This window comes from Yoonia sp. 67-2 (assembly GCF_035117555.1).
Classification (GTDB): domain Bacteria; phylum Pseudomonadota; class Alphaproteobacteria; order Rhodobacterales; family Rhodobacteraceae; genus Yoonia.
This window is the reverse complement of record NZ_JAYKPK010000009.1, coordinates 115,682-133,491: the sequence shown is the minus strand read 5'-3', so window position 1 is coordinate 133,491 and position 17,810 is coordinate 115,682. Positions and strand designations below refer to the sequence as shown.

Sequence of the window (17,810 nt, the reverse complement as noted above, 5' to 3'; positions counted from 1 at the left end):
CCGCACAGCGTGGAGTCTGATGTCATCATCGTCGCGGGCATGGTCGCCGTGATCATCGGGATCGCGGCCCTTGTCAGCGCCTTTACAGACCGGCGCTGGCCTTGGGTGGCCCTCGCTCTGTTCATCATCGGGGGCGGGGCGATCACCTATGCGGTGCGGGAAAACCCCGGTCTCTATGCGATTGACCGGCTGGATCAGCCGGTCTTCAACGTCATCGCCCGGATTATCAACTGAATCGGCTTGCACTACGGGGTTTTGCATCCTATAGCGCAGCTTCACCCGCGCGTCCGGCCAGTATGGCATGCCGAGTCGCGCGTCCGACCGACCTTCAGAGGAGACGGAAATGCCGAAAATGAAAACGAAATCGAGCTGCAAAAAGCGGTTCAAAGTGACGGCCACTGGCCGCATTCTGGCAGGCCAAGCCGGAAAGCGTCACGGCATGATCAAGCGCAGCAACAAATTCCTCCGTAACGCTCGTGGCACCGCCACATTGAGCAAGCAAGACGAAGGTATCATCAAGCCGATGATGCCTTACGCACGATAACAGGGGATTTGAGATATGCGCGTTAAAGGCGGAACAGTTACACATCGTCGGCACAAGAAAGTTCTCGACGCTGCCAAGGGTTATTATGATCGCCGGTCCAAGACCTTCAAGGTCGCCAAACAGGCCGTCGACAAAGCCAACCAATATGCCACCCGCGACCGGCACAACCGCAAGCGCAACTTCCGCGCCTTGTGGATCCAGCGGATCAACGCCGGTGTGCGTTCGGTGGACGAGACCCTGAACTACTCCAAGTTCATCAATGGTCTGGCCCTCGCCGGCATCGAAGTCGACCGCAAGGTTCTGGCCGATCTGGCCGTGAACGAACCAGAGGCGTTCGCGACGATCGTTGGTCAGGCGAAAGCGGCGATGCCTGCGTAAGGTTTGCTGTTGAGTGATACGGGAAAGGCCGCTCTGTGATGGGGCGGTCTTTTGCGTTGGGGGGTGCAGAATTTAGATGCGGTCGCAGAGATTGCCCAAGACGATATGCCGGCTAACGCTGTGGCCGGTATGCCGTACAAACTGACCAAATATCTTGCAATTATGAGTTGTATCACCAAACTCGGTGACTGCATCTGTCACACACTGGAGATCAATGAAATGAAGCCCGTCCTTGCCCGCATGGCCTTGTTAGTCGTGATTATCTTGTTGGTAAGAACCTATTCGCCATTCGGCGAAGGCAGTTTTGCATTAGAGTTCCTGAATATCGGTGTCTACGTACTTGCGTTTGCGATCGGTGACCGGCTCATCACAGCGACCTTGCGCAAGCGATTTTGACGGTTAATTCCGCCTCACACCTCAGGATCCCACCCACACCTTGCACCCACCCCGCCCTTTCGCTAACCCCTGCACAACCAGATCAAGAGGCGCGCCATGGACGACCTGAAAGCCAAATACCTTTCCCTGATCGCCGCAGCCGGTGACGAAGCACAGATCGAAGACCTGCGCATCGCCGCCCTCGGCAAAAAGGGCGAAATCAGCGCGGCCATGCGCGAACTCGGCAAAATGACGCCCGAGGAACGGCAAACCGCCGGCCCCGCCCTGAACGCGCTGAAGGACGAGATCAACAGCGCCCTTGCCGCGAAAAAAGCCGCCCTCGGCGATGCCGCCCTTGATGCGCGCCTGCGCGGCGAATGGCTCGACGTGACCCTGCCGTCGCGGCCCCGCCGTCAGGGCACGATCCACCCGATCAGCCAGGTCACCGAAGAGGTCACCGCGATCTTCGCCGATATGGGCTTTGCCGTCGCCGAAGGGCCGCAGATCGACACCGATTGGTATAATTTCGACGCGCTGAACATCCCCGGCCACCACCCCGCGCGGGCCGAGATGGACACATTCTACATGCACCGCGCGCAGGGCGATAACCGCCCGCCGCATGTGCTGCGCACCCACACCAGCCCGGTGCAGATCCGCCATATGGAAAAGTTCGGCGCGCCCTGCCGCATCATTGCCCCGGGCCGCGTTTACCGCGCCGATTACGACCAGACCCATACCCCGATGTTCAATCAGGTCGAAGGACTGGCCATCGACAAGGACATTTCCATGGCCAATCTCAAATGGGTGCTCGAAGAATTCTTCGCCGCCTTTTTCGAGGTGGACGGGATCAAGACTCGTTTCCGCGCCTCGCATTTCCCCTTCACCGAACCCTCGGCCGAGGTGGATATCCAATGTTCCTGGGTCGATGGTCAGCTTAAGATCGGCGAAGGCGATGGCTGGCTGGAAGTGCTGGGCTCCGGCATGGTGCATCCGCATGTGCTGCAATCCGCAGGCGTCGACCCGACCCAATGGCAAGGCTTCGCCTTCGGCATGGGCATCGACCGGATCGCGATGCTGAAATACGGGATACCGGATTTGCGCGCGTTCTTTGATTCTGACCTGCGCTGGCTGCGGCATTACGGCTTTGCGTCACTGGATGTGCCGACGCTGCATGGTGGGTTGAGCAGGTGAGCATGGATTTGGTGCTGGGACTTACACAGTCGCTCGCTCCTTTCGCTGCGTTGTGTGGTGCCATTTACCTTTATTTTATTAAACGCAATGATGACCTAAGAAATAACGAAGCGGTGCGCAGGACGGAGCTTTACAGCCGTTTTGTTTCGCACGTGCTAGCTTGTCGGATGAATGTAGCGAAGGGGCTACCTATCGGACATGACTCGAGTGAAGTGTTAAGCTCAATTGAATTTGATATCCGTGTAAGTTGCCCGAATAATATCGCTGCTTACGCGCGTGAATTGGCAAACACCGTTCGGACCATATGGCTGCTAACACCTGAGGAGGCTAGCGCATCGATGCTAAATGTTAAGTTTTTTGAGCAAGTTGACAAGTTTGTTGCGCTGGCCCGAGAAGACCTTTCAACTTTAAGACCTGGAAAATTTAAAGAAGCATTTCGGAATGCTAATTCTTGAAGCTGACTATCGTCGGATAATATCGGATATGGCTTAATCCGATGCTTGCACGGCTTGGGCCTTGCTGGTCATTGAATATTAACTGGCGATACGCTATCTATCCAATGTATCCCGTTATCTATCCAATGTATCCCGTTCATCGGGCTTAAGACCTAGATTACTGGGCAGGCTGCTCGCCGGATGATGACAAATCCAGAGTAGTCTAAATAATGTCAACGTCCCGTAGCCCCGCCTTGTGCGGGGTTATGTGTTTGTAGACCACCGCCACCTGTCTCAGACCTCCCACCCTCAACCCTCAGTTCGCACCCTTAACCCTTTATCAACCCCTCTGCGCTATCCTGACCTCAGATCCACATCCGCGTGAGTCTCCGCCCTGCCGCGCTTCACCCCGCCAGCGTCACGCAAAACCTTCCCCGCGGGGAAGATATCACAAAGCCCGGTCTTTCACCTTCCCCGCGGGGAAGATACCATGCGACCTTCCCCGCGGGGAAGATTTGCCGCCCCAGCCCGTGAAAGGCCAAGACCATGAGTGATGACACCGAAGACCTGCAAGACACCTACCCCGGCGCGGGCACCTTTCGTTTCGGTGACACGCCGGAGCTGTGCCAATACCTGATCGGCCTCGTCCGCCAGCGCAAGAAAACCGCGACCTGTGCGGCGGCCTCGGATTTCGAAGACGACCCCGATGCCATGCCCGTCGTGGGCCGCTGCGATATCGCCGCCAATTGGGACGGCACCCCTGCGCTGGTCATCCGCACCACCAAGGTGGAACAGATTCGCTATTGTGACGTGACCGAGGAAATGGCTTTGGCCGAGGGTGAGAACGACAGCCTTTTAGGCTGGCGCAAGGATCACAAAGCCTATTTCAAACGCAATGGCGGCTTTGACCCCGAAATGATGCTGGTGTTCGAACATTTCGTGCTGGTCGAAGACCTGGCCGGGCGCGAGCTTTAAGCGCGCGCCCAGTGCTGATCCGTAGGGCGGGGTTCACCCCGCCATCCCGGCACAAAGGCTACAGCGTAATCCGGAACCGCGCAAAGCCATCCGCGCCGTCGCCCGCAGCCTCAATCACCAGACCGCGCGCCTGCACTTCGGGCAGATAGGTCGCGGCTTTCGGCCCGGTGTCGAAGGTCACACTCGCCCCCGCAACCGGCGCAAAGGTCCAGTTCGCATCCGCCGCCGGGCTGATCGTGCCCTGATCGACGATATAGCGCACGATCACATCGCGGTTGGTGTCGGGCGCCTGCAGGATCGTCGTGCTGCCATCGGCACCGGGAAAGCTGCCGCCGCCACCGGCACGGTAATTATTGGTCGCCACGATGAATTCCGCCGCCGGATCGACCGGCGCGCCATCATACATCAGATCAACGATGCGATTGGCGGCGGCATCGACCAGCGCGCCTTCACTGTCGTACTTCGACGGCTGGGTCAGGTCGATCTGATAGGTTACCCCATCGATCACGTCGAAATTATAGCTGGGGAAGGCGGTGTTGATCAGCGGCTGATCGGCCTCACCCGGGGTGATCTGGTTGAACATCCCGGCGCTGCGCTCCAGCCAGTCTTTCAATTGCGCGCCGGTGATCCGCACCGCCTGCAAAGTATTGGGATACAGGTAAAGATCAGCGACATTCTTGATCGCGACCGGGCCGGTGGCGACATCGGTGTAATATTCCGGGCCGCCACGGCCACCGGCCTTGAACGGTGCCGCCGCCGACAGGATCGGCAGGCCGGCATGGTCGGTGCCTTGCAGCAGCTGTTCCACATACCACATCTGCGCGAGGCTGACGATCTGCACTGACGGATCATCGGCAACGAGCGCGAAATAGCTGTGCAGCGGTGCGGCGGTCTGGCCGACCTCTGCGCGGATATAGGCCAGCGTATCGTCATGGGTCTGCGCGGTGGCGGCGATCACCGGGGCGAAATCGGTGACCAGCGGGGTGATGGTGTTATCTTCCTGCCGCTCGGAAATCGGGCGTAGGGTGGATTCGTGGGACGTCACCGACCATGTGCCGCCGTCATGGGTCAACAGCAGGTCGATCAGCCCCATATAGCTGCCCCAGAAACCGGGCATCACAGCGGGCTTGCCGCGCAAAGTGCCTGCTGCATTGTCGATACCGTCGCCTTCAAAATCGGGGCCGGGGAACTGGCGGTGATGGTGGCCGGTAACCAGCGCGTCGATGCCGTCCACCCCCGCCAGATGCAGGGCGGCGTTTTCCATGCCTTCGGCATAGGGGCCGGTATCGATGCCGGAATGGCACAGCGCGATGACGATATCGGCCCCGTCTTCGCGCATCTGCGGCACCCAGGCCTCGGCTGCGGCGACGATGTCACGCACGGCGACCTTGCCGTCCAGATGGCTGCGGTCCCATTGCAGGATCTGCGGCGGGACAAAGCCGATCAGCCCGATGCGGATCGGCAAGGCGGCTCCGCTGCCATCGGTCAATTCGCGCTCAAGGATCGTATAGGCGGGGGCGTAAAGATCGTCCTCGCGCGGGGTCGCCCCAAGGGTCTTGGCAACATTGGCGCAGAGCACGGGAAAATCCGCGCGCGCATTGACCAGATCGAGGAACGGCAGGCCATAGTTGAATTCATGGTTGCCCAAAGTCCCCGCATCAAAGCCCAGCGCATTCATGCCCGCGATGACCGGATGCAGATCGCCCTCTTTCATGCCTTTGGAATAGGCGATGAAATCGGCCATCGGATTGCCCTGCATGTAATCGCCGTTATCGACGGTGATGCTGTTGCCCGCTTCGGCCCGGACGGCGGCGATCAGGCTGGCGGTGCGCGCCAGACCCATCGTGTCATTGGGCCGGTCTGCGTAGTAATCATAGGGCTGGACATGGCAATGCAGGTCGGTGGTCGCCAGAATCCGCAGATGCGCCTGACCTGCCTGCGCGCGCGCGGCAAAAGGGTGCAGCACGACAAAGCTGCCGGCAGTGGAGGTCAGCAGGAACTGACGGCGGGACATGGCGATCATGGGAGAACCTCATTTTTGGATGTCGCTGTGGTCTATCGCCCCGATGTAACAGATTTGTCCGCAGGTTGCGCCTCTGGCGGGCAGGCGGGGTGAACCCCGCCCAACGGTCTTTCGCATCGCTGCGATATCGGTTAGATCGCTTGCAAATGACTTGTGCTGGATAAACAGATGAAATTCACGCTCTCCTGGCTGAAACACCACCTCGACACTGACGCCTCGGTCGATCTGATCACCGAGACGCTGACCGACCTTGGGTTGGAAGTCGAAGGTGTGGAAAACCCCGCCGCAAAGCTGGCGGATTTCACCATCGGCTATGTCGAAAGCGCGGAGAAACACCCCGATGCGGATAAACTCCGCGTCTGTCAGGTGCAGACCAAGGACGGTCTGACCCAGATCATCTGCGGCGCGCCCAATGCCCGCGCGGGCATCACCGTGGTGATCGCCAGCCCCGGCACTTATGTGCCGGGCATCGACACGACGATCGGCGTGGGCAAGATCAGGGGCATCGAAAGCTACGGCATGATGTGTTCCGAGCGTGAGATGGAACTGTCAGAAGAACATGACGGCATCATCGAACTGCCCTCTGGCGAGGTCGGGCAAAGCTTCACCGACTGGCTGGCGCAGAACCAGCCCGACAAGGTCGATCCGGTGATCGAAATCGCCATCACTCCAAACCGCCCCGACGCGCTCGGCGTGCGCGGCATTGCCCGCGATCTGGCGGCGCGCGGCCTTGGCACGTTGAAACCAGTCACGGTCGATCCGGTGCCTGCCAATTTCACCGCCGATCTGAATGTGTCTATTGCTGACGATACGCGCGACGGCTGCCCGGTTTTCTGTGGTCGTTTGATCCGGGGCGTCAAAAACGGACCAAGCCCGGACTGGCTGCAAACCCAATTGCGCGCCATCGGTCTGCGCCCGATCAGCTTTCTGGTCGATGTGACCAATTGGTTCACCTATGACCTGAACCGGCCCTTGCATGTGTTCGACGCTGACAAGGTGCAGGGCGATATCCGCGTTCACCGTGCCAAGGGCGGCGAGAGCATCGTCGCACTGGATGACAAGACCTATACCTTGCAACCCGGCCAGATCGCGATTTCCGACGATCAGGGCGTCGAAAGCATTGCGGGCATCATGGGCGGTGCTGCGACAGGCTGCACCGAGGATACCGTGAACGTCTTTGTCGAAAGCGCCTATTGGGACCCGGTCCAGATTGCCTATACCGGCCGCGCGTTGAAGATCAATTCCGACGCCCGCTATCGCTTTGAACGCGGCATTGATCCGGCCTTCACGCCCGAAGGTCTGGAACATGCCGTGCGGATGATCGTGGATCACGCGGGCGGTGAGGCGTCAGAACTGATCATCGCAGGCGAGGTGCCTGATACATCCCGTGCTTACCGCCTTGATGCGCAGCGCGTCATCAGCCTTGTCGGTATGGATATCCCCGAAAGCACCCAGCGCCAGACTTTGACCGCGCTCGGCTTCCATCTGGAAGGCGACATGGCGCATGTCCCATCCTGGCGCCCCGACGTGCAGGGCGAGGCTGATCTGGTCGAAGAGGTCGCGCGCATCGCCTCGCTGACCAAGCTGCAAGGCAAGCCGATGCCACGGATGCAGGCCGGTGTCCCGAAACCGATCCTGACCCAAGGCCAGCAGCGGCAGCAATCCGCGCGCCGGACGATGGCGGCGCTGGGCTATAATGAATGCGTCACCTACAGCTTTGTCGATCAGCAGGCAGCATCCCTGTTCGGCGGCGGCGATGATGCGACGAAGCTGGAAAACCCGATTTCCAGCGAATTGTCGCATATGCGGCCCAACCTGCTGCCCGCCCTTCTGCGTGCCGCCGCGCGCAATCAGGCGCGTGGTTTCATGGATATGGCCTTGTTCGAGGTCGGTGCCGGTTTCCACGGTGGTGAGCCGGGCGAACAGCACAACCTGATCACCGGCATCCTGATCGGCAAGACGGCCAGTAAAGAAGTCCACGGCACCTCCCGCGCCGTCGATCTCTATGATGCCAAGGCCGATGCTGAATCCGTCCTTGCCGCCATCGGCGCGCCCGCCAAGGTGCAGATCCTGCGCGGCGCGGCGGAATGGTGGCACCCCGGACGGCACGGCATGATTTGCCTTGGTCCGAAAAAGGTGCTCGCCGTGTTCGGCGAATTGCACCCCAAGGTGCTGCGCGAGATGGATATCAAAGGACCCGCCGTCGGCTTCACCATCTGGCCGGATGAAGTGCCGGTGCCGAAGTCGAAAACCACCACACGGCCCGCGTTGGTCGCGACCGACCTGCAAGCGGTCGAGCGTGACTTTGCCTTTGTCGTGGATGCGGACGTCGAAGCGCTGACGCTGGTCAATGCCGCGATAGGGGCTGACAAGGCCTTGATCAGCGATGTCCGGGTGTTCGACCAGTTCATCGGTGGCAATCTGGGTGAGGGCAAGAAATCCCTCGCCGTCTCGGTGCGCCTGCAACCCACGACGGCAACACTGAAAGATGCCGATATCGAGGCTGTCAGCGCGAAGATCGTCGACAAGGTGACCAAGGCGACGGGCGGCATTCTGCGCGGGTAAAATTGTCATCTTCCAGACGGGCAACCCGCGTATATTGCCCGTCAAAGGAGATCACGATGACAGATTCAGCCCGATTCTGGGACAAGACGGCAGAGAAATACGCAGCCTCTGCCATCGGCAACCCTGCCGCTTATGAATACACATTGGGCCGGACCCGCAGCTATCTGCGCAGGGCGGATCATGTGCTGGAAATCGCCTGCGGCACCGGGTCGACCGCTGTGCTACTGGCCCCGGATGTGGCCAGCTATCTGGCAACTGATGTATCGCCCGAGATGATCCGCATTGCGCGCGGCAAGCTGCCTGTGGCGGGGGCTGATCTGCGGTTCGATGTGGCGGGCGATCTGCCGGAAACCGGGCCGTTCGATGTGATTCTCGCGCATTCTTTCTTTCACCTTGTGCCGGATATGGAACGGCGCATGGCGCGGATTTATGATCTGTTGCCGCCGGGGGGATATTTCATCTCCAAAACCGCGGCGCTGAAAGGGCGGGGCCTGAAATGGACCCTGATCGGCGCGGTGATCCCGCTCGCGCAGATGCTGGGCAAGGCCCCCTATCTGCGCAAATTCAGCGCGACGGAGTTGGAAGCGGCCGTGCGGAACGCCGGGTTCGAGATTGTCGAAAGCGGCGATTTCGCGGTGCCCGCCCGCTATATCGTGGCGCGCAAACCGGGGGTGGCCAGCGGGGCATAAGGCGTTAGGTTGCGGCAAACACAGGAGACAGCACATGACTTTGCAGATTTACCTTTCCGGCGAAATTCACACTGACTGGCGCGACCAGATCACCAAAGGGGCCGCTGATCTGGATGTGGCCTTTTCCGGGCCGGTGACGGATCACGCGGCATCCGATGATTGCGGCGTGGCGATCATGGGGGCGGAGCCGGATAAATTCTGGCACGACCACAAGGGCGCGAAACTGAATGCGATCCGCACAAGGCATGGGATCGAGACGGCGGATATCGTGGTGGTCCGCTTTGGTGATCAATACAAGCAGTGGAATGCCGCCTTTGACGCGGGCTATGCAGCGGCGCTGGGCAAGGCGCTGATCGTGATGCATGGGCCGGATCATCAGCATGCGTTGAAAGAGGTGGATGCAGCGGCCCTCGCCGTAGTGGAAACGCCGCAGCAGGTGGTGGATGTGTTGGCCTATGTGTTGAACGGGAGCTTGCCGGGGTGAGTGGGTGTCGGGGTGAACCCCGACCTACGTTGGGATGCCTGTAGGCCGGGGTCTACCCCGGTTGACGCGGCGGGTCGGGGCGAACCGCGACGTCCGTAGGCCGGGGTTTACCCCGGCGCCCCCGCATAAAATCAATAGCTTTCTGCATTTCTCTTGCTAACATCTGACCCAGTCACGCGCAGAGGAAGACATCATGCTCAACGAATTCAGAGATTTCATCGCCAAAGGCAATGTCATGGATCTTGCCGTCGGGATCATCATCGGCGCGGCCTTTACGGCCATCGTCAACAGCCTTGTCGGTGATCTGATCCAGCCGTTGATCGGGCTGATCGTGGGGGGGCTGGATTTCAGCGCGCTCAGTTTCGGGGTCGGTGATGCGCAATTCATGTATGGCAGTTTCATCACTGCGGTGATCAATTTCGTGATCATCGCCTTTGTCGTCTTTATTCTGGTGAAGATGGTCAACCGGGTGAAATCCATCGCCGAAAAGCCGCAGGATGTCGCGCCCGAGGTCAAGACGGGTCCGTCCGAGCTGGATATCCTGATCGAGATCCGCGATGCGCTGGCGCGGTCAAAAGTTGATCCGCCACACTTTGACGCAGCGTCAGATCGTCCTAGCTGAATTCCATTGACCGCGATCAACAGGAAGGATGTTTCCCATGGCCGATACAACCCGCCCCGGCAGCCGCTTGATGGACCGCAGCGAATATCCGGGCAAACCCAAACCCCTGACCTCTGGCCCCGATGCCACAGTGGCCGAGGCTGTCGCCAAGATGTCGGACAAGAATTACGGCTGCGTCGTGATCACCGATGCGGCGGAAAAGGTGATTGGGATCGTGACCGAACGCGATATCATGAACAAGCTGGTGGCCAAGGGGATGGACCCGAACACGACCAAATTGTCCGATATCATGACCGCCGATCCGCGTCTGGCGAAAGAAACCGATGATATGCTGGACTGGCTGCGCATCATGTCGAATGAACGGTTCCGCCGTCTGCCGGTGGTCGATGATCAGGGCCGGATCAAGGCGGTCTTCACCCAAGGTGATTTCGTCAGCTATACATGGCCTGACATGATCAACCAGATGCGGGCCATGGCCAAGGCGCAGTTTTCCGGCAATTTCCACTATCTGCTGATCGGTGGTGGCATCGCGCTTTATTCACTGCTGATGGTCATCGTGCTTGGGTTTCGCTGAGATTTCATCCGCTGTGGGCGTCAGGCCGTAGGGGGCGGCGAGGTTCCAGACATGGGCGGGGACCATGTTTTTCATCTTCGCCGGTTCTTCGCGGCGCAGGTGGAGGATGGTTTCCGCCGCTTTCATTTCCAGCCTTGCGCGGGCGAATTCCAGCCCGCGCGGCCCGATCTTTGGCATCAACCAGCCCATGATCCCGCGCATAAAATCAGGCATCCGGCGCAAAGGCAGGCCACCGGCGGCGAGGCGTGTGTTTTCGACAAAGCCTTTGACGGCGCTGGCGCGTTTGCTGCGCGTGCCGGGTTTGGCAAGCGTCACCTCTGACCTGAGGTTGTCCAGCATTGCCTGCCCCCGCGCATTTCGCACGATCAGCCATTGGTCGCCCTCGCCCGCCATATAGCCCACGGTGATATCGGCGAGCCGGTTGGTGTAATCCACGCAGGTCCGGCAGGTGGTGGGGAAGAAATCAGGCGGCAGGTCGGAGATCGGCAGTTTCAGGAACGGGATCAGCCGGTTTGTGCCATCGGTGAAGCGGAGTTCCACGTGATAATCGGCGCGGAATTCCAGATAGGTGACGGTGTCGGGCGCGTCGGTCAGGCGGGACAGGAAGCCGTGGAAATTTGCGGTCGTGGTGTTGTCGGAACAGGGTGTGCCGATGACGTAGATCGCATCAAAACCCAGCTTTGCCTCTAATGCCCGCAGGGCGTAGATCTGGCAGGGGATGCCGATGACGGCGATTTTCCGGTGTCCTGCGGCGCGGGCAGGTTCCAGCAAGGCCAGCAAGGGCGCATAGCCCATCCGCATGCCGCGCGCCTCGGCCATATCGGCGGGGTCGGTGATGATCGCGGGTTTCGGTTTCCAGCGGTCGTCGGGGTCGGCGATCATGGTTAACACGGCATCCACGGTGCCAGTTTCCAGCAGACGTTCGGCCAGCCGTGTGGTCAGGCCGGTCCATTGTGCGCCTTCGCGCGCGGGTTTGAGGGCGGCGCGATACATCGTGCCGGTGACGCCGAAGAAGGCTTCATCCCCGTCGATGCCTGCCGCGCGCCCATGGACCTTTGTTTCCATCCCCGGATAATCTGGTTTGATGAACTGGCAGGCGGACCCGCAGGCGCTGGAATCGGCCATCCGCGACACCCCGCAATCGGTGCAGAGGCTGCGCGGGGCGGGGGCGGCGAAATGGGGTGTGGCGACTGTCATGGGGGCGACCTTACCCGGCACAATAAAAGTGTCCAGTTTGATTTACACTTTCGCTGCTTTCGCGCTGCCCCTTTCCCTGAGATGCATGACACGGTAAGAGGCCCCACTCGCAATCAAGGAGCCAATCAAATGGGCTATCGAATCGCCGTTGTCGGCGCCACGGGCAACGTGGGCCGCGAAATGCTGAATATCCTCCACGAACGGACCTTTCCGGTGGATGAAATCGTCGCACTTGCCAGCCGTAAATCGCTGGGGACCGAGATCAGCTTTGGTGACAAGACCCTCAAGACCAAGGACCTTGATACGTTTGATTTTACCGGCTGGGACATGGCTTTGTTTGCCGTAGGCTCCGAAGCCACGAAAATCTATGCGCCCAAGGCTGCGAAAGCGGGCTGTGTGGTGATCGATAATTCATCGCTTTACCGCTATGACGCCGATGTGCCGCTGATCGTGCCAGAGGTGAATGCCGATGCGATCCATGGCTATTCCAAGAAAAACATCATCGCGAACCCGAATTGTTCGACGGCGCAGATGGTTGTGGCGCTGAAGCCCCTGCATGACCGCGCGCGGATCAAGCGGGTGGTGGTCAGCACCTATCAATCCGTCTCCGGTGCCGGGAAAGAGGGCATTGATGAGCTGTGGGACCAGACCAAGAGCATCTATAACCCCACCGACAGCAAGCCGCCGCGCAAGTTTACCAAGCAGATTGCCTTTAACGTGATCCCGCATATCGATGTGTTTCTGGATGACGGATCGACCAAGGAAGAATGGAAAATGGTCGCCGAGACCAAGAAGATCCTTGATTCCAGCATCAAGATCACCGCGACCTGTGTGCGGGTGCCGGTGTTCGTCGGCCATTCGGAATCGATCAATATCGAGTTCGAGGATTTTCTGGACGAACATGAAGCCCGCGACATCCTGCGCGAATCGCCCGGTATCATGGTGATCGATAAGCGCGAGGATGGTGGCTATGTCACGCCGATCGAATGCGTCGGTGATTATGCGACCTTTATCAGCCGCATCCGGCAGGACAGCACGATTGATAACGGGCTGAACATCTGGTGCGTGTCTGACAACCTGCGCAAGGGTGCCGCGTTGAACGCGGTGCAGATCGCGGAAGTCTTGGGACGTGAGTGTCTGAAGAAGGGCTGATTTGCCCGATGATCTGATGCGCCTTGGCGGCGTGTCAGATCGCCACTGATCCGTTAGAAAGCCATGTGGCAAAAGTAGCCTCGGTCACGTCGCCGGTGGCGAGGTCTTCCATCATCCGCACACCTGTGACGGGATCGGGCCGGAAGGCCAGCCCGTTCAGCCGCAGGAATGTGACGGCGGTGACAAAGGCGGTGCGTTTGTTCCCATCGACAAAAGCATGCGCTTTGGCGATGCCAAAGGCATAGGCTGCGGCGATTTCATACAAGCTAGCGTCGGCATAGTCTGCGCGGTTGATGGCGCGCTGACAGCCCATTTCCAGTAGGCCCACATCGCGTAGACCGGGCGCGCCGCCATGCCGTGCGATCTGGCGGTCGTGTATGATCATGATCGCGGCCAGAGGCACCCAGACGGGTTGTGTCACGCAAGCGCCTGCAGCAGGTCGCGGTTTTCATCCATCACGATTTCAGCGGCGGCAAGGGCTGCGGCCAGAGACGGGTCATGCGCCATGACGCGCAAGGACCCATCATCGCCGCGCACGACGAAAAGGCTGTCGCCTTCTTTCGCATCAAGAATCGTCAGCATTTCGGTGGTCAGGGTCATGACGGCGGAATTGCCGACCTTGCGGATTTTGGTTTCGATCATCATGTGCCTCACTGTATATCCATTCATATATACGAAGGCACCGTTGCCCGGTCAACGCGGCTTTGCGAAAAATCCTGCCGATGCGAATATTCGGGACATGCGACAATCCGTCTCGCCCTGTATACCCCGGGCAAACAAACAGGAGACGCCCCATGTTCCGCCTTTTACTGACCACCAGCCTGATCGCGCTGTCTGCCCCTGCTTTTGCCGAAACGATCACCGGGCAGGCCCGTGTCGATACCGTCACGATCTATCCCGGCCTTGCCACTGTTACCCGGCAGGTGACGCTCGATCTGCCCCAAGGGCAGCATGAGATCGTGATTCCGGGTCTGCCGCAGAACCTTGGCTCTGACGGGGTGCGGATCGTGGCACCGGGGCAGGTGCAGGTCGGCGCGGTGAACCTTGCCTTTGACCGCCTGCCGGTGACGCCGGATCAGGCCAGCACTGTGGTGCAGGCCGCACGCGCCGAAGTGGAGCGGCTGGAAGAGGTCTTGCGCGAACGCGACGTTGCCATCGCCGAAATCCGATTGCGGGTGCAGGCAGCAGAGGATCAGATCGCCTTTCTGCAAAGCCTGAGTCAGGCGAGTGCGGGCGATAATCTGAGCGCCGCTGCGATCAGCGATATTCAGGCGCTGGCGCAGATGGTCGGGGCCGAAACGCTGGAACTGCGATCCGCCGCTTTTGCGGCCGAGCAAGAGGCGCAGGCCGCCACCCGCGCGCGGCAGGATGATGTCGATGCGCTGGAGGAGGCACAGCGCGCGCTGGCGGCTTTGCTGGCACCCGAGGAGGACGGATCGGTGCTGACCTTCACGGTCGTGGCATCGGAGGCGGGTGAGGTCACGTTTGATATCAACACCACTGAAAACCTTGCCACATGGTCGCCCGCCTATGACATGCGCCTGACCACGGGCGATGCGCCGCGTGTCGATCTTGACCGCGCGGTTGTGGTCAGTCAGGCGACAGGGCAGGACTGGACCGATGTGCAATTGATCCTGTCCACCGCGCGCCCGGGTGAGCAGATTGCCCCCGGCGGGGCCTGGGCGGATTTGCGGCGGATCATCTCGGAAGAAGAGCGTGACCGCGAAAGCGCCGCCATGGGCGCGGCGGATGCGATGACGTTGCAGCGCGGCACGGGAATTCTGTCTAACCCGATGCGGGAGACGAGCGAGATCACCGCCAAGGCTGATTTCAGCGGTGCGGCTGTGACCTATACATATCCGGGCCGTGTGACGATCCGCAACGGGGTGGAGGATCTGCGCCTGCCACTGGATCAGCTGAGCTTTGACGCGGATGTCTGGGCCGAGGCGACGCCGATGTCGGATGCCAACGCGTATCGGATGGCGGAATTCATCAACACCAGCGATGAAATCCTGCTGCCCGGCCCGGTGATGGTGCAGGCCGATGGCACGATGGTCGGTTTCAGCTATCTGCCGCTGCTGGCGGCGGGGGCCGAGACAGAGATGGGCTTTGGCCCGCTGGATGGTTTGCGGCTGACGCGGGTCACGCCAAACCGGTCTGAGGGTGATGTGGGTGTGTTTTCATCCGCCAATCAACTGGTCGATCAGACGATCCTGACAGTGGAAAACCTGACCGGGCAGGATTGGGACGTGCTGCTGCGCGATGCGGTGCCTTATTCGGAGCAGGATGATCTGGAGGTCACGCTGACTGCCAGCCCTGAGGTGACGCGCCGCGATCCTGACGGGGAACGCGGCATCGTCGAATGGGACCTTAATGTGCCAGCGGGGGCCGAGCAGGAGGTGACGCTGGAATATACTCTGCGGTGGCCCAGCGGGTTCGTGCTGCGTTAAAGGGGCAGGTCCAGCTTGCCTTGCACATCAATCTTGGGCGTGCGGAATTTCATCGCCGCCCAAGCGCTGATCAGTTTGATAAAGAAGCGTGGCGAATGTGATTTGAGGTTCGGCACGTCGCCCGGCAGGGTGGATGGGTCATCCAGATCGCCGGTCATGGTCCGCATTTGCAAGGGCGGCAAGGTGCCTGCGGGCCAGAGTGTGCCGTAAAGGTCGATCCAATGGCCTTGGGTGAAATCCAGAAACATCGGCGTGTTGCAGCAGGCAGCGACGACGCGGCGGGATTTGGTCGTCGCGGTCAGCCGGAATTCGCGCAGATGTTGCGCACCTTTGGTGCAATGGACGCGGTCTTTGCGGTACATTTCCATCCTTGTGCCACCGCTGGCTTCGCGGATCGGCTGTGCGCCGGGCAGTGTGTCCATGATGCTCGCCGCCGTTCGGCACGAGGTGCAGAGGCATTCGACGCTGAGGATCGGCGGGTTCTGCGCCTGCATGGCGACAGCGCCGCAGCGGCAGGACAGGGTGATTTTTTGGGACATGCGGCGATCCTTTGGCTTTGGTCGGCAGGCTATTGTGTCATCCCCTGTGATGCACGTGATTTCACAACGGGATTGCGGTTTCATCCTTGGCGGTGCGGATCACCATCATCGTGAAAAACCGCGCGACATTGGTCTGGTCGCGGAACAGCCGGTCGCAGAGCGCGTCGAATTCCGCCATATCGCGCAGCGACAGGATCAGCACGACATCTGTCTCACCGGTGACGGCATAGGCCTGGGAAACAGCCGGTTCGGCCGTGGCCTGTTCCAGAAACCGGCGCATATGCTGGTCGCCATGCAGTTTGAGTTCGACCGTGACCAAGGCTTTCAGCACGCGGCCTGCCTTGGCCGGGTTCAGGCGTGCGACGATCCGGTCAATGATGCCCGACTTGCGCAGCCGGTGGACCCGGCGCAGGCAGCTTGACGGCGACAGGCCGACAGCATCGGCGAGGTCAAGATTGGTGCGCGATGCGTCCTGTTGCAGCAGGGTCAGCAATTTGCGGTCGATCCGGTCCATGGGTTCGGTCCTTTCTGGACGAGTTTGCAATAATATTGCACAAAGCCGCAATCAATGACCACAAATGCGACGCGAGGCAGGTTAGCAGGGCGGGGCAATCTGACCGGAGTGACCTGATGCAAGACCTTGATACTGCCCTGCAAAAAACCCGTGATACTTTCGGCATCTATTGGCTGCTGGCGCGGATCATCGTGCCGATCACCATCGCGACCGAAATTCTGGCGCGGCTGGGGGTGATCGATGCGATCGCACCCGCTTTCGCGCCGGTGATGGCGCTGGTGGGGTTGCCGCCGGAACTGGGGCTCGCATGGCTCAGCGGGATGCTGATCGGTATCTGGGGCGCGGTGGCGCTGGTCTTCGTGCTGGTGCCGATGGAGACATTAAGTGTGGCGGATGTCACCGTGTTTTCGGCGCTGTTGCTGTTCGCGCATGGTTTACCGGTGGAACAGAAGATCATTGAAAAGGCCGGGCCGCGGATGATTGTCACGACCCTCCTGCGCGTCGCAGGCGGGGTGATCTATGCGCTGATCCTGCATCAGCTGCTGACGGCGACGGGTTGGCTGGCGCAGCCGGTGAACCCGGCCTGGGTACCTACCGCGCAGACGCTGGCGTGGTCGGCATTCTTTTGGCAATTGGGGGTCATGATGGCCTGGATGCTGGTGATCCTGCTGGTGCTGTCATGGGGGCTGGAATTGCTGAAAGTCACCGGCATTCTGGCGCTGCTGATGCGGGCGCTGGCCCCGCTGCTGCGCCTGGCGGGGATCAAGGGCGAGGCCGGGCATCTGACAGCGGTAGGGCTGTTTTTGGGCATCTCCTACGGCGGTGGGCTGTTGATCCGCGAGGCGCGGTCCGGCTCGGTGTCGCCAAGGCAGGTGTTTTTGTCCTGCGTTTTCATGGGCTTTGCGCATAGTGTCATCGAGGATACTTTGGTCGTGATGGCGATTGGTGCCGATATCAGCGGGGTGCTGATCGGGCGGCTTATCTTCGCCGTGGTGGCGACGGCGGGCATTGCCCTGGTGATCCGCGCGATGTCGGATGCGGCGTTTTTCAGATGGGCCTATCTGGCCAGCAGCCCGGCGAAATCCGAGGCTAAAAGCAGATAGG

General features: G+C 60.2%; 21 protein-coding genes. 15 read left to right on the top strand and 6 right to left on the bottom strand.

Features of this window, described 5'->3' with window-relative positions:
• Positions 1 to 9: 9 nt before the first annotated feature.
• The 7 genes from VOY09_RS14695 (at position 10) to VOY09_RS14665 (ending at position 3,897) form a co-directional block, all read left to right on the top strand.
• Positions 10 to 234, top strand: a complete 225-nt coding sequence (locus VOY09_RS14695) for a hypothetical protein (protein WP_322894629.1) — start codon at positions 10 to 12, stop codon at positions 232 to 234.
• Positions 235 to 343: 109 nt separating this feature from the next.
• Positions 344 to 544, top strand: coding sequence for a 50S ribosomal protein L35 (gene rpmI, locus VOY09_RS14690; RefSeq protein ID WP_322894630.1), 201 nt, complete (start codon positions 344 to 346; stop codon positions 542 to 544).
• 15 nt (positions 545 to 559) lie between these two features.
• Complete coding sequence (gene rplT, locus VOY09_RS14685; RefSeq protein ID WP_322891993.1) at positions 560 to 922, top strand: 50S ribosomal protein L20; 363 nt, start codon at positions 560 to 562, stop codon at positions 920 to 922.
• A gap of 51 nt (positions 923 to 973) precedes the next feature.
• Positions 974 to 1,318, top strand: coding sequence for a hypothetical protein (locus tag VOY09_RS14680; RefSeq protein ID WP_322894631.1), 345 nt, complete (start codon positions 974 to 976; stop codon positions 1,316 to 1,318).
• Positions 1,319 to 1,414: 96 nt separating this feature from the next.
• Positions 1,415 to 2,488, top strand: a complete 1,074-nt coding sequence (pheS, locus tag VOY09_RS14675; protein WP_322894632.1) for a phenylalanine--tRNA ligase subunit alpha — start codon at positions 1,415 to 1,417, stop codon at positions 2,486 to 2,488.
• A 2-nt stretch (positions 2,489 to 2,490) separates the two neighbouring features.
• The gene (locus VOY09_RS14670) at positions 2,491 to 2,943 is read left to right on the top strand and encodes a hypothetical protein (RefSeq protein WP_322894633.1); all 453 of its coding nucleotides are present in this window, start codon (positions 2,491 to 2,493) and stop codon (positions 2,941 to 2,943) included.
• Positions 2,944 to 3,468: 525 nt separating this feature from the next.
• On the top strand, positions 3,469 to 3,897 hold the full coding sequence (locus VOY09_RS14665; RefSeq protein WP_322894634.1) for an ASCH domain-containing protein: 429 nt from the start codon (positions 3,469 to 3,471) through the stop codon (positions 3,895 to 3,897).
• A 58-nt stretch (positions 3,898 to 3,955) separates the two neighbouring features.
• Here the strand turns inward: VOY09_RS14665 and VOY09_RS14660 are convergent, their stop codons facing one another.
• Positions 3,956 to 5,920 (bottom strand): bifunctional 2',3'-cyclic-nucleotide 2'-phosphodiesterase/3'-nucleotidase, encoded by a 1,965-nt coding sequence (locus VOY09_RS14660; RefSeq protein WP_322894635.1) that lies wholly within the window; start codon positions 5,918 to 5,920, stop codon positions 3,956 to 3,958.
• Positions 5,921 to 6,088: 168 nt separating this feature from the next.
• Between VOY09_RS14660 and pheT the strand changes: the two genes are divergently transcribed.
• From pheT to VOY09_RS14635, 5 genes are all read left to right on the top strand, one after another.
• Positions 6,089 to 8,485, top strand: a complete 2,397-nt coding sequence (gene pheT / locus VOY09_RS14655) for a phenylalanine--tRNA ligase subunit beta (protein WP_322894636.1) — start codon at positions 6,089 to 6,091, stop codon at positions 8,483 to 8,485.
• A gap of 56 nt (positions 8,486 to 8,541) precedes the next feature.
• The gene (locus tag VOY09_RS14650; protein ID WP_322894637.1) at positions 8,542 to 9,174 is read left to right on the top strand and encodes a class I SAM-dependent methyltransferase; all 633 of its coding nucleotides are present in this window, start codon (positions 8,542 to 8,544) and stop codon (positions 9,172 to 9,174) included.
• A 34-nt stretch (positions 9,175 to 9,208) separates the two neighbouring features.
• Complete coding sequence (locus VOY09_RS14645) at positions 9,209 to 9,658, top strand: YtoQ family protein (RefSeq protein ID WP_322894638.1); 450 nt, start codon at positions 9,209 to 9,211, stop codon at positions 9,656 to 9,658.
• 193 nt (positions 9,659 to 9,851) lie between these two features.
• On the top strand, positions 9,852 to 10,280 hold the full coding sequence (gene mscL, locus VOY09_RS14640) for a large-conductance mechanosensitive channel protein MscL (RefSeq protein ID WP_322894639.1): 429 nt from the start codon (positions 9,852 to 9,854) through the stop codon (positions 10,278 to 10,280).
• Positions 10,281 to 10,317: 37 nt separating this feature from the next.
• Positions 10,318 to 10,854: a cyclic nucleotide-binding/CBS domain-containing protein gene (locus tag VOY09_RS14635; RefSeq protein ID WP_322894640.1), complete on the top strand. Its 537-nt coding sequence runs from the start codon at positions 10,318 to 10,320 to the stop codon at positions 10,852 to 10,854.
• Here VOY09_RS14635 and VOY09_RS14630 read toward each other — a convergent pair.
• Positions 10,819 to 12,051 (bottom strand): Coenzyme F420 hydrogenase/dehydrogenase, beta subunit C-terminal domain, encoded by a 1,233-nt coding sequence (locus VOY09_RS14630; protein WP_322894641.1) that lies wholly within the window; start codon positions 12,049 to 12,051, stop codon positions 10,819 to 10,821. The two genes, VOY09_RS14635 and VOY09_RS14630, sit on opposite strands and share 36 nt — an antisense overlap.
• Before the next feature lie 129 nt (positions 12,052 to 12,180).
• On the opposite strand from VOY09_RS14630, the gene VOY09_RS14625 reads away from it, so the two are divergent.
• On the top strand, positions 12,181 to 13,203 hold the full coding sequence (locus VOY09_RS14625; RefSeq protein WP_322894642.1) for an aspartate-semialdehyde dehydrogenase: 1,023 nt from the start codon (positions 12,181 to 12,183) through the stop codon (positions 13,201 to 13,203).
• 34 nt (positions 13,204 to 13,237) lie between these two features.
• Here VOY09_RS14625 and VOY09_RS14620 read toward each other — a convergent pair whose 3' ends face one another.
• Positions 13,238 to 13,624: a type II toxin-antitoxin system death-on-curing family toxin gene (locus VOY09_RS14620; RefSeq protein WP_322894643.1), complete on the bottom strand. Its 387-nt coding sequence runs from the start codon at positions 13,622 to 13,624 to the stop codon at positions 13,238 to 13,240.
• A complete protein-coding gene (locus VOY09_RS14615) occupies positions 13,621 to 13,845 on the bottom strand; it encodes a transcriptional regulator/antitoxin MazE (RefSeq protein ID WP_322894644.1) in 225 nt (74 codons plus the stop codon). The genes VOY09_RS14620 and VOY09_RS14615 overlap by 4 nt, the downstream gene beginning before the upstream one ends.
• Positions 13,846 to 13,997: 152 nt before the next feature.
• On the opposite strand from VOY09_RS14615, the gene VOY09_RS14610 reads away from it, so the two are divergent.
• Positions 13,998 to 15,653, top strand: coding sequence for a DUF4139 domain-containing protein (locus VOY09_RS14610; RefSeq protein ID WP_322894645.1), 1,656 nt, complete (start codon positions 13,998 to 14,000; stop codon positions 15,651 to 15,653).
• On the opposite strand, the gene VOY09_RS14605 is transcribed toward VOY09_RS14610, so the two are convergent.
• Together VOY09_RS14605 and VOY09_RS14600 are read right to left on the bottom strand one after the other, a co-directional pair.
• A complete protein-coding gene (locus VOY09_RS14605) occupies positions 15,650 to 16,192 on the bottom strand; it encodes a GFA family protein (RefSeq protein WP_322894646.1) in 543 nt (180 codons plus the stop codon). The genes VOY09_RS14610 and VOY09_RS14605 overlap by 4 nt on opposite strands.
• 61 nt (positions 16,193 to 16,253) lie before the next feature.
• Entirely contained in the window at positions 16,254 to 16,706 is a 453-nt protein-coding gene (locus VOY09_RS14600) for an Lrp/AsnC family transcriptional regulator (RefSeq protein ID WP_322894647.1), read from the bottom strand.
• A 116-nt stretch (positions 16,707 to 16,822) separates the two neighbouring features.
• Here VOY09_RS14600 and VOY09_RS14595 point away from each other — a divergent pair, with 116 nt between their 5' ends.
• Positions 16,823 to 17,809 carry a nucleoside recognition domain-containing protein gene (locus tag VOY09_RS14595; RefSeq protein ID WP_322894648.1) on the top strand — a complete coding sequence of 329 codons (987 nt, stop codon included), beginning with the start codon at positions 16,823 to 16,825 and terminating at the stop codon, positions 17,807 to 17,809.
• The last annotated feature ends 1 nt before the right edge of the window (position 17,810 follow it).

Bases quoted from the DNA above. Each gene is read 5' to 3' on its own strand.
- rpmI (WP_322894630.1), top strand. From the start codon at position 344: ATGCCGAAAATGAAAACGAAATCGAGCTGCAAAAAGCGGTTCAAAGTG.
- rplT (WP_322891993.1), top strand. From the start codon at position 560: ATGCGCGTTAAAGGCGGAACAGTTACACATCGTCGGCACAAGAAAGTT.
- pheS (WP_322894632.1), top strand. From the start codon at position 1,415: ATGGACGACCTGAAAGCCAAATACCTTTCCCTGATCGCCGCAGCCGGT.
- VOY09_RS14670 (WP_322894633.1), top strand. From the start codon at position 2,491: ATGGATTTGGTGCTGGGACTTACACAGTCGCTCGCTCCTTTCGCTGCG.
- VOY09_RS14665 (WP_322894634.1), top strand. From the start codon at position 3,469: ATGAGTGATGACACCGAAGACCTGCAAGACACCTACCCCGGCGCGGGC.
- VOY09_RS14660 (WP_322894635.1), bottom strand. From the start codon at position 5,920: ATGATCGCCATGTCCCGCCGTCAGTTCCTGCTGACCTCCACTGCCGGC.
- pheT (WP_322894636.1), top strand. From the start codon at position 6,089: ATGAAATTCACGCTCTCCTGGCTGAAACACCACCTCGACACTGACGCC.
- VOY09_RS14650 (WP_322894637.1), top strand. From the start codon at position 8,542: ATGACAGATTCAGCCCGATTCTGGGACAAGACGGCAGAGAAATACGCA.
- VOY09_RS14645 (WP_322894638.1), top strand. From the start codon at position 9,209: ATGACTTTGCAGATTTACCTTTCCGGCGAAATTCACACTGACTGGCGC.
- mscL (WP_322894639.1), top strand. From the start codon at position 9,852: ATGCTCAACGAATTCAGAGATTTCATCGCCAAAGGCAATGTCATGGAT.
- VOY09_RS14635 (WP_322894640.1), top strand. From the start codon at position 10,318: ATGGCCGATACAACCCGCCCCGGCAGCCGCTTGATGGACCGCAGCGAA.
- VOY09_RS14630 (WP_322894641.1), bottom strand. From the start codon at position 12,051: ATGACAGTCGCCACACCCCATTTCGCCGCCCCCGCCCCGCGCAGCCTC.
- VOY09_RS14625 (WP_322894642.1), top strand. From the start codon at position 12,181: ATGGGCTATCGAATCGCCGTTGTCGGCGCCACGGGCAACGTGGGCCGC.
- VOY09_RS14615 (WP_322894644.1), bottom strand. From the start codon at position 13,845: ATGATCGAAACCAAAATCCGCAAGGTCGGCAATTCCGCCGTCATGACC.
- VOY09_RS14610 (WP_322894645.1), top strand. From the start codon at position 13,998: ATGTTCCGCCTTTTACTGACCACCAGCCTGATCGCGCTGTCTGCCCCT.
- VOY09_RS14605 (WP_322894646.1), bottom strand. From the start codon at position 16,192: ATGTCCCAAAAAATCACCCTGTCCTGCCGCTGCGGCGCTGTCGCCATG.
- VOY09_RS14600 (WP_322894647.1), bottom strand. From the start codon at position 16,706: ATGGACCGGATCGACCGCAAATTGCTGACCCTGCTGCAACAGGACGCA.
- VOY09_RS14595 (WP_322894648.1), top strand. From the start codon at position 16,823: ATGCAAGACCTTGATACTGCCCTGCAAAAAACCCGTGATACTTTCGGC.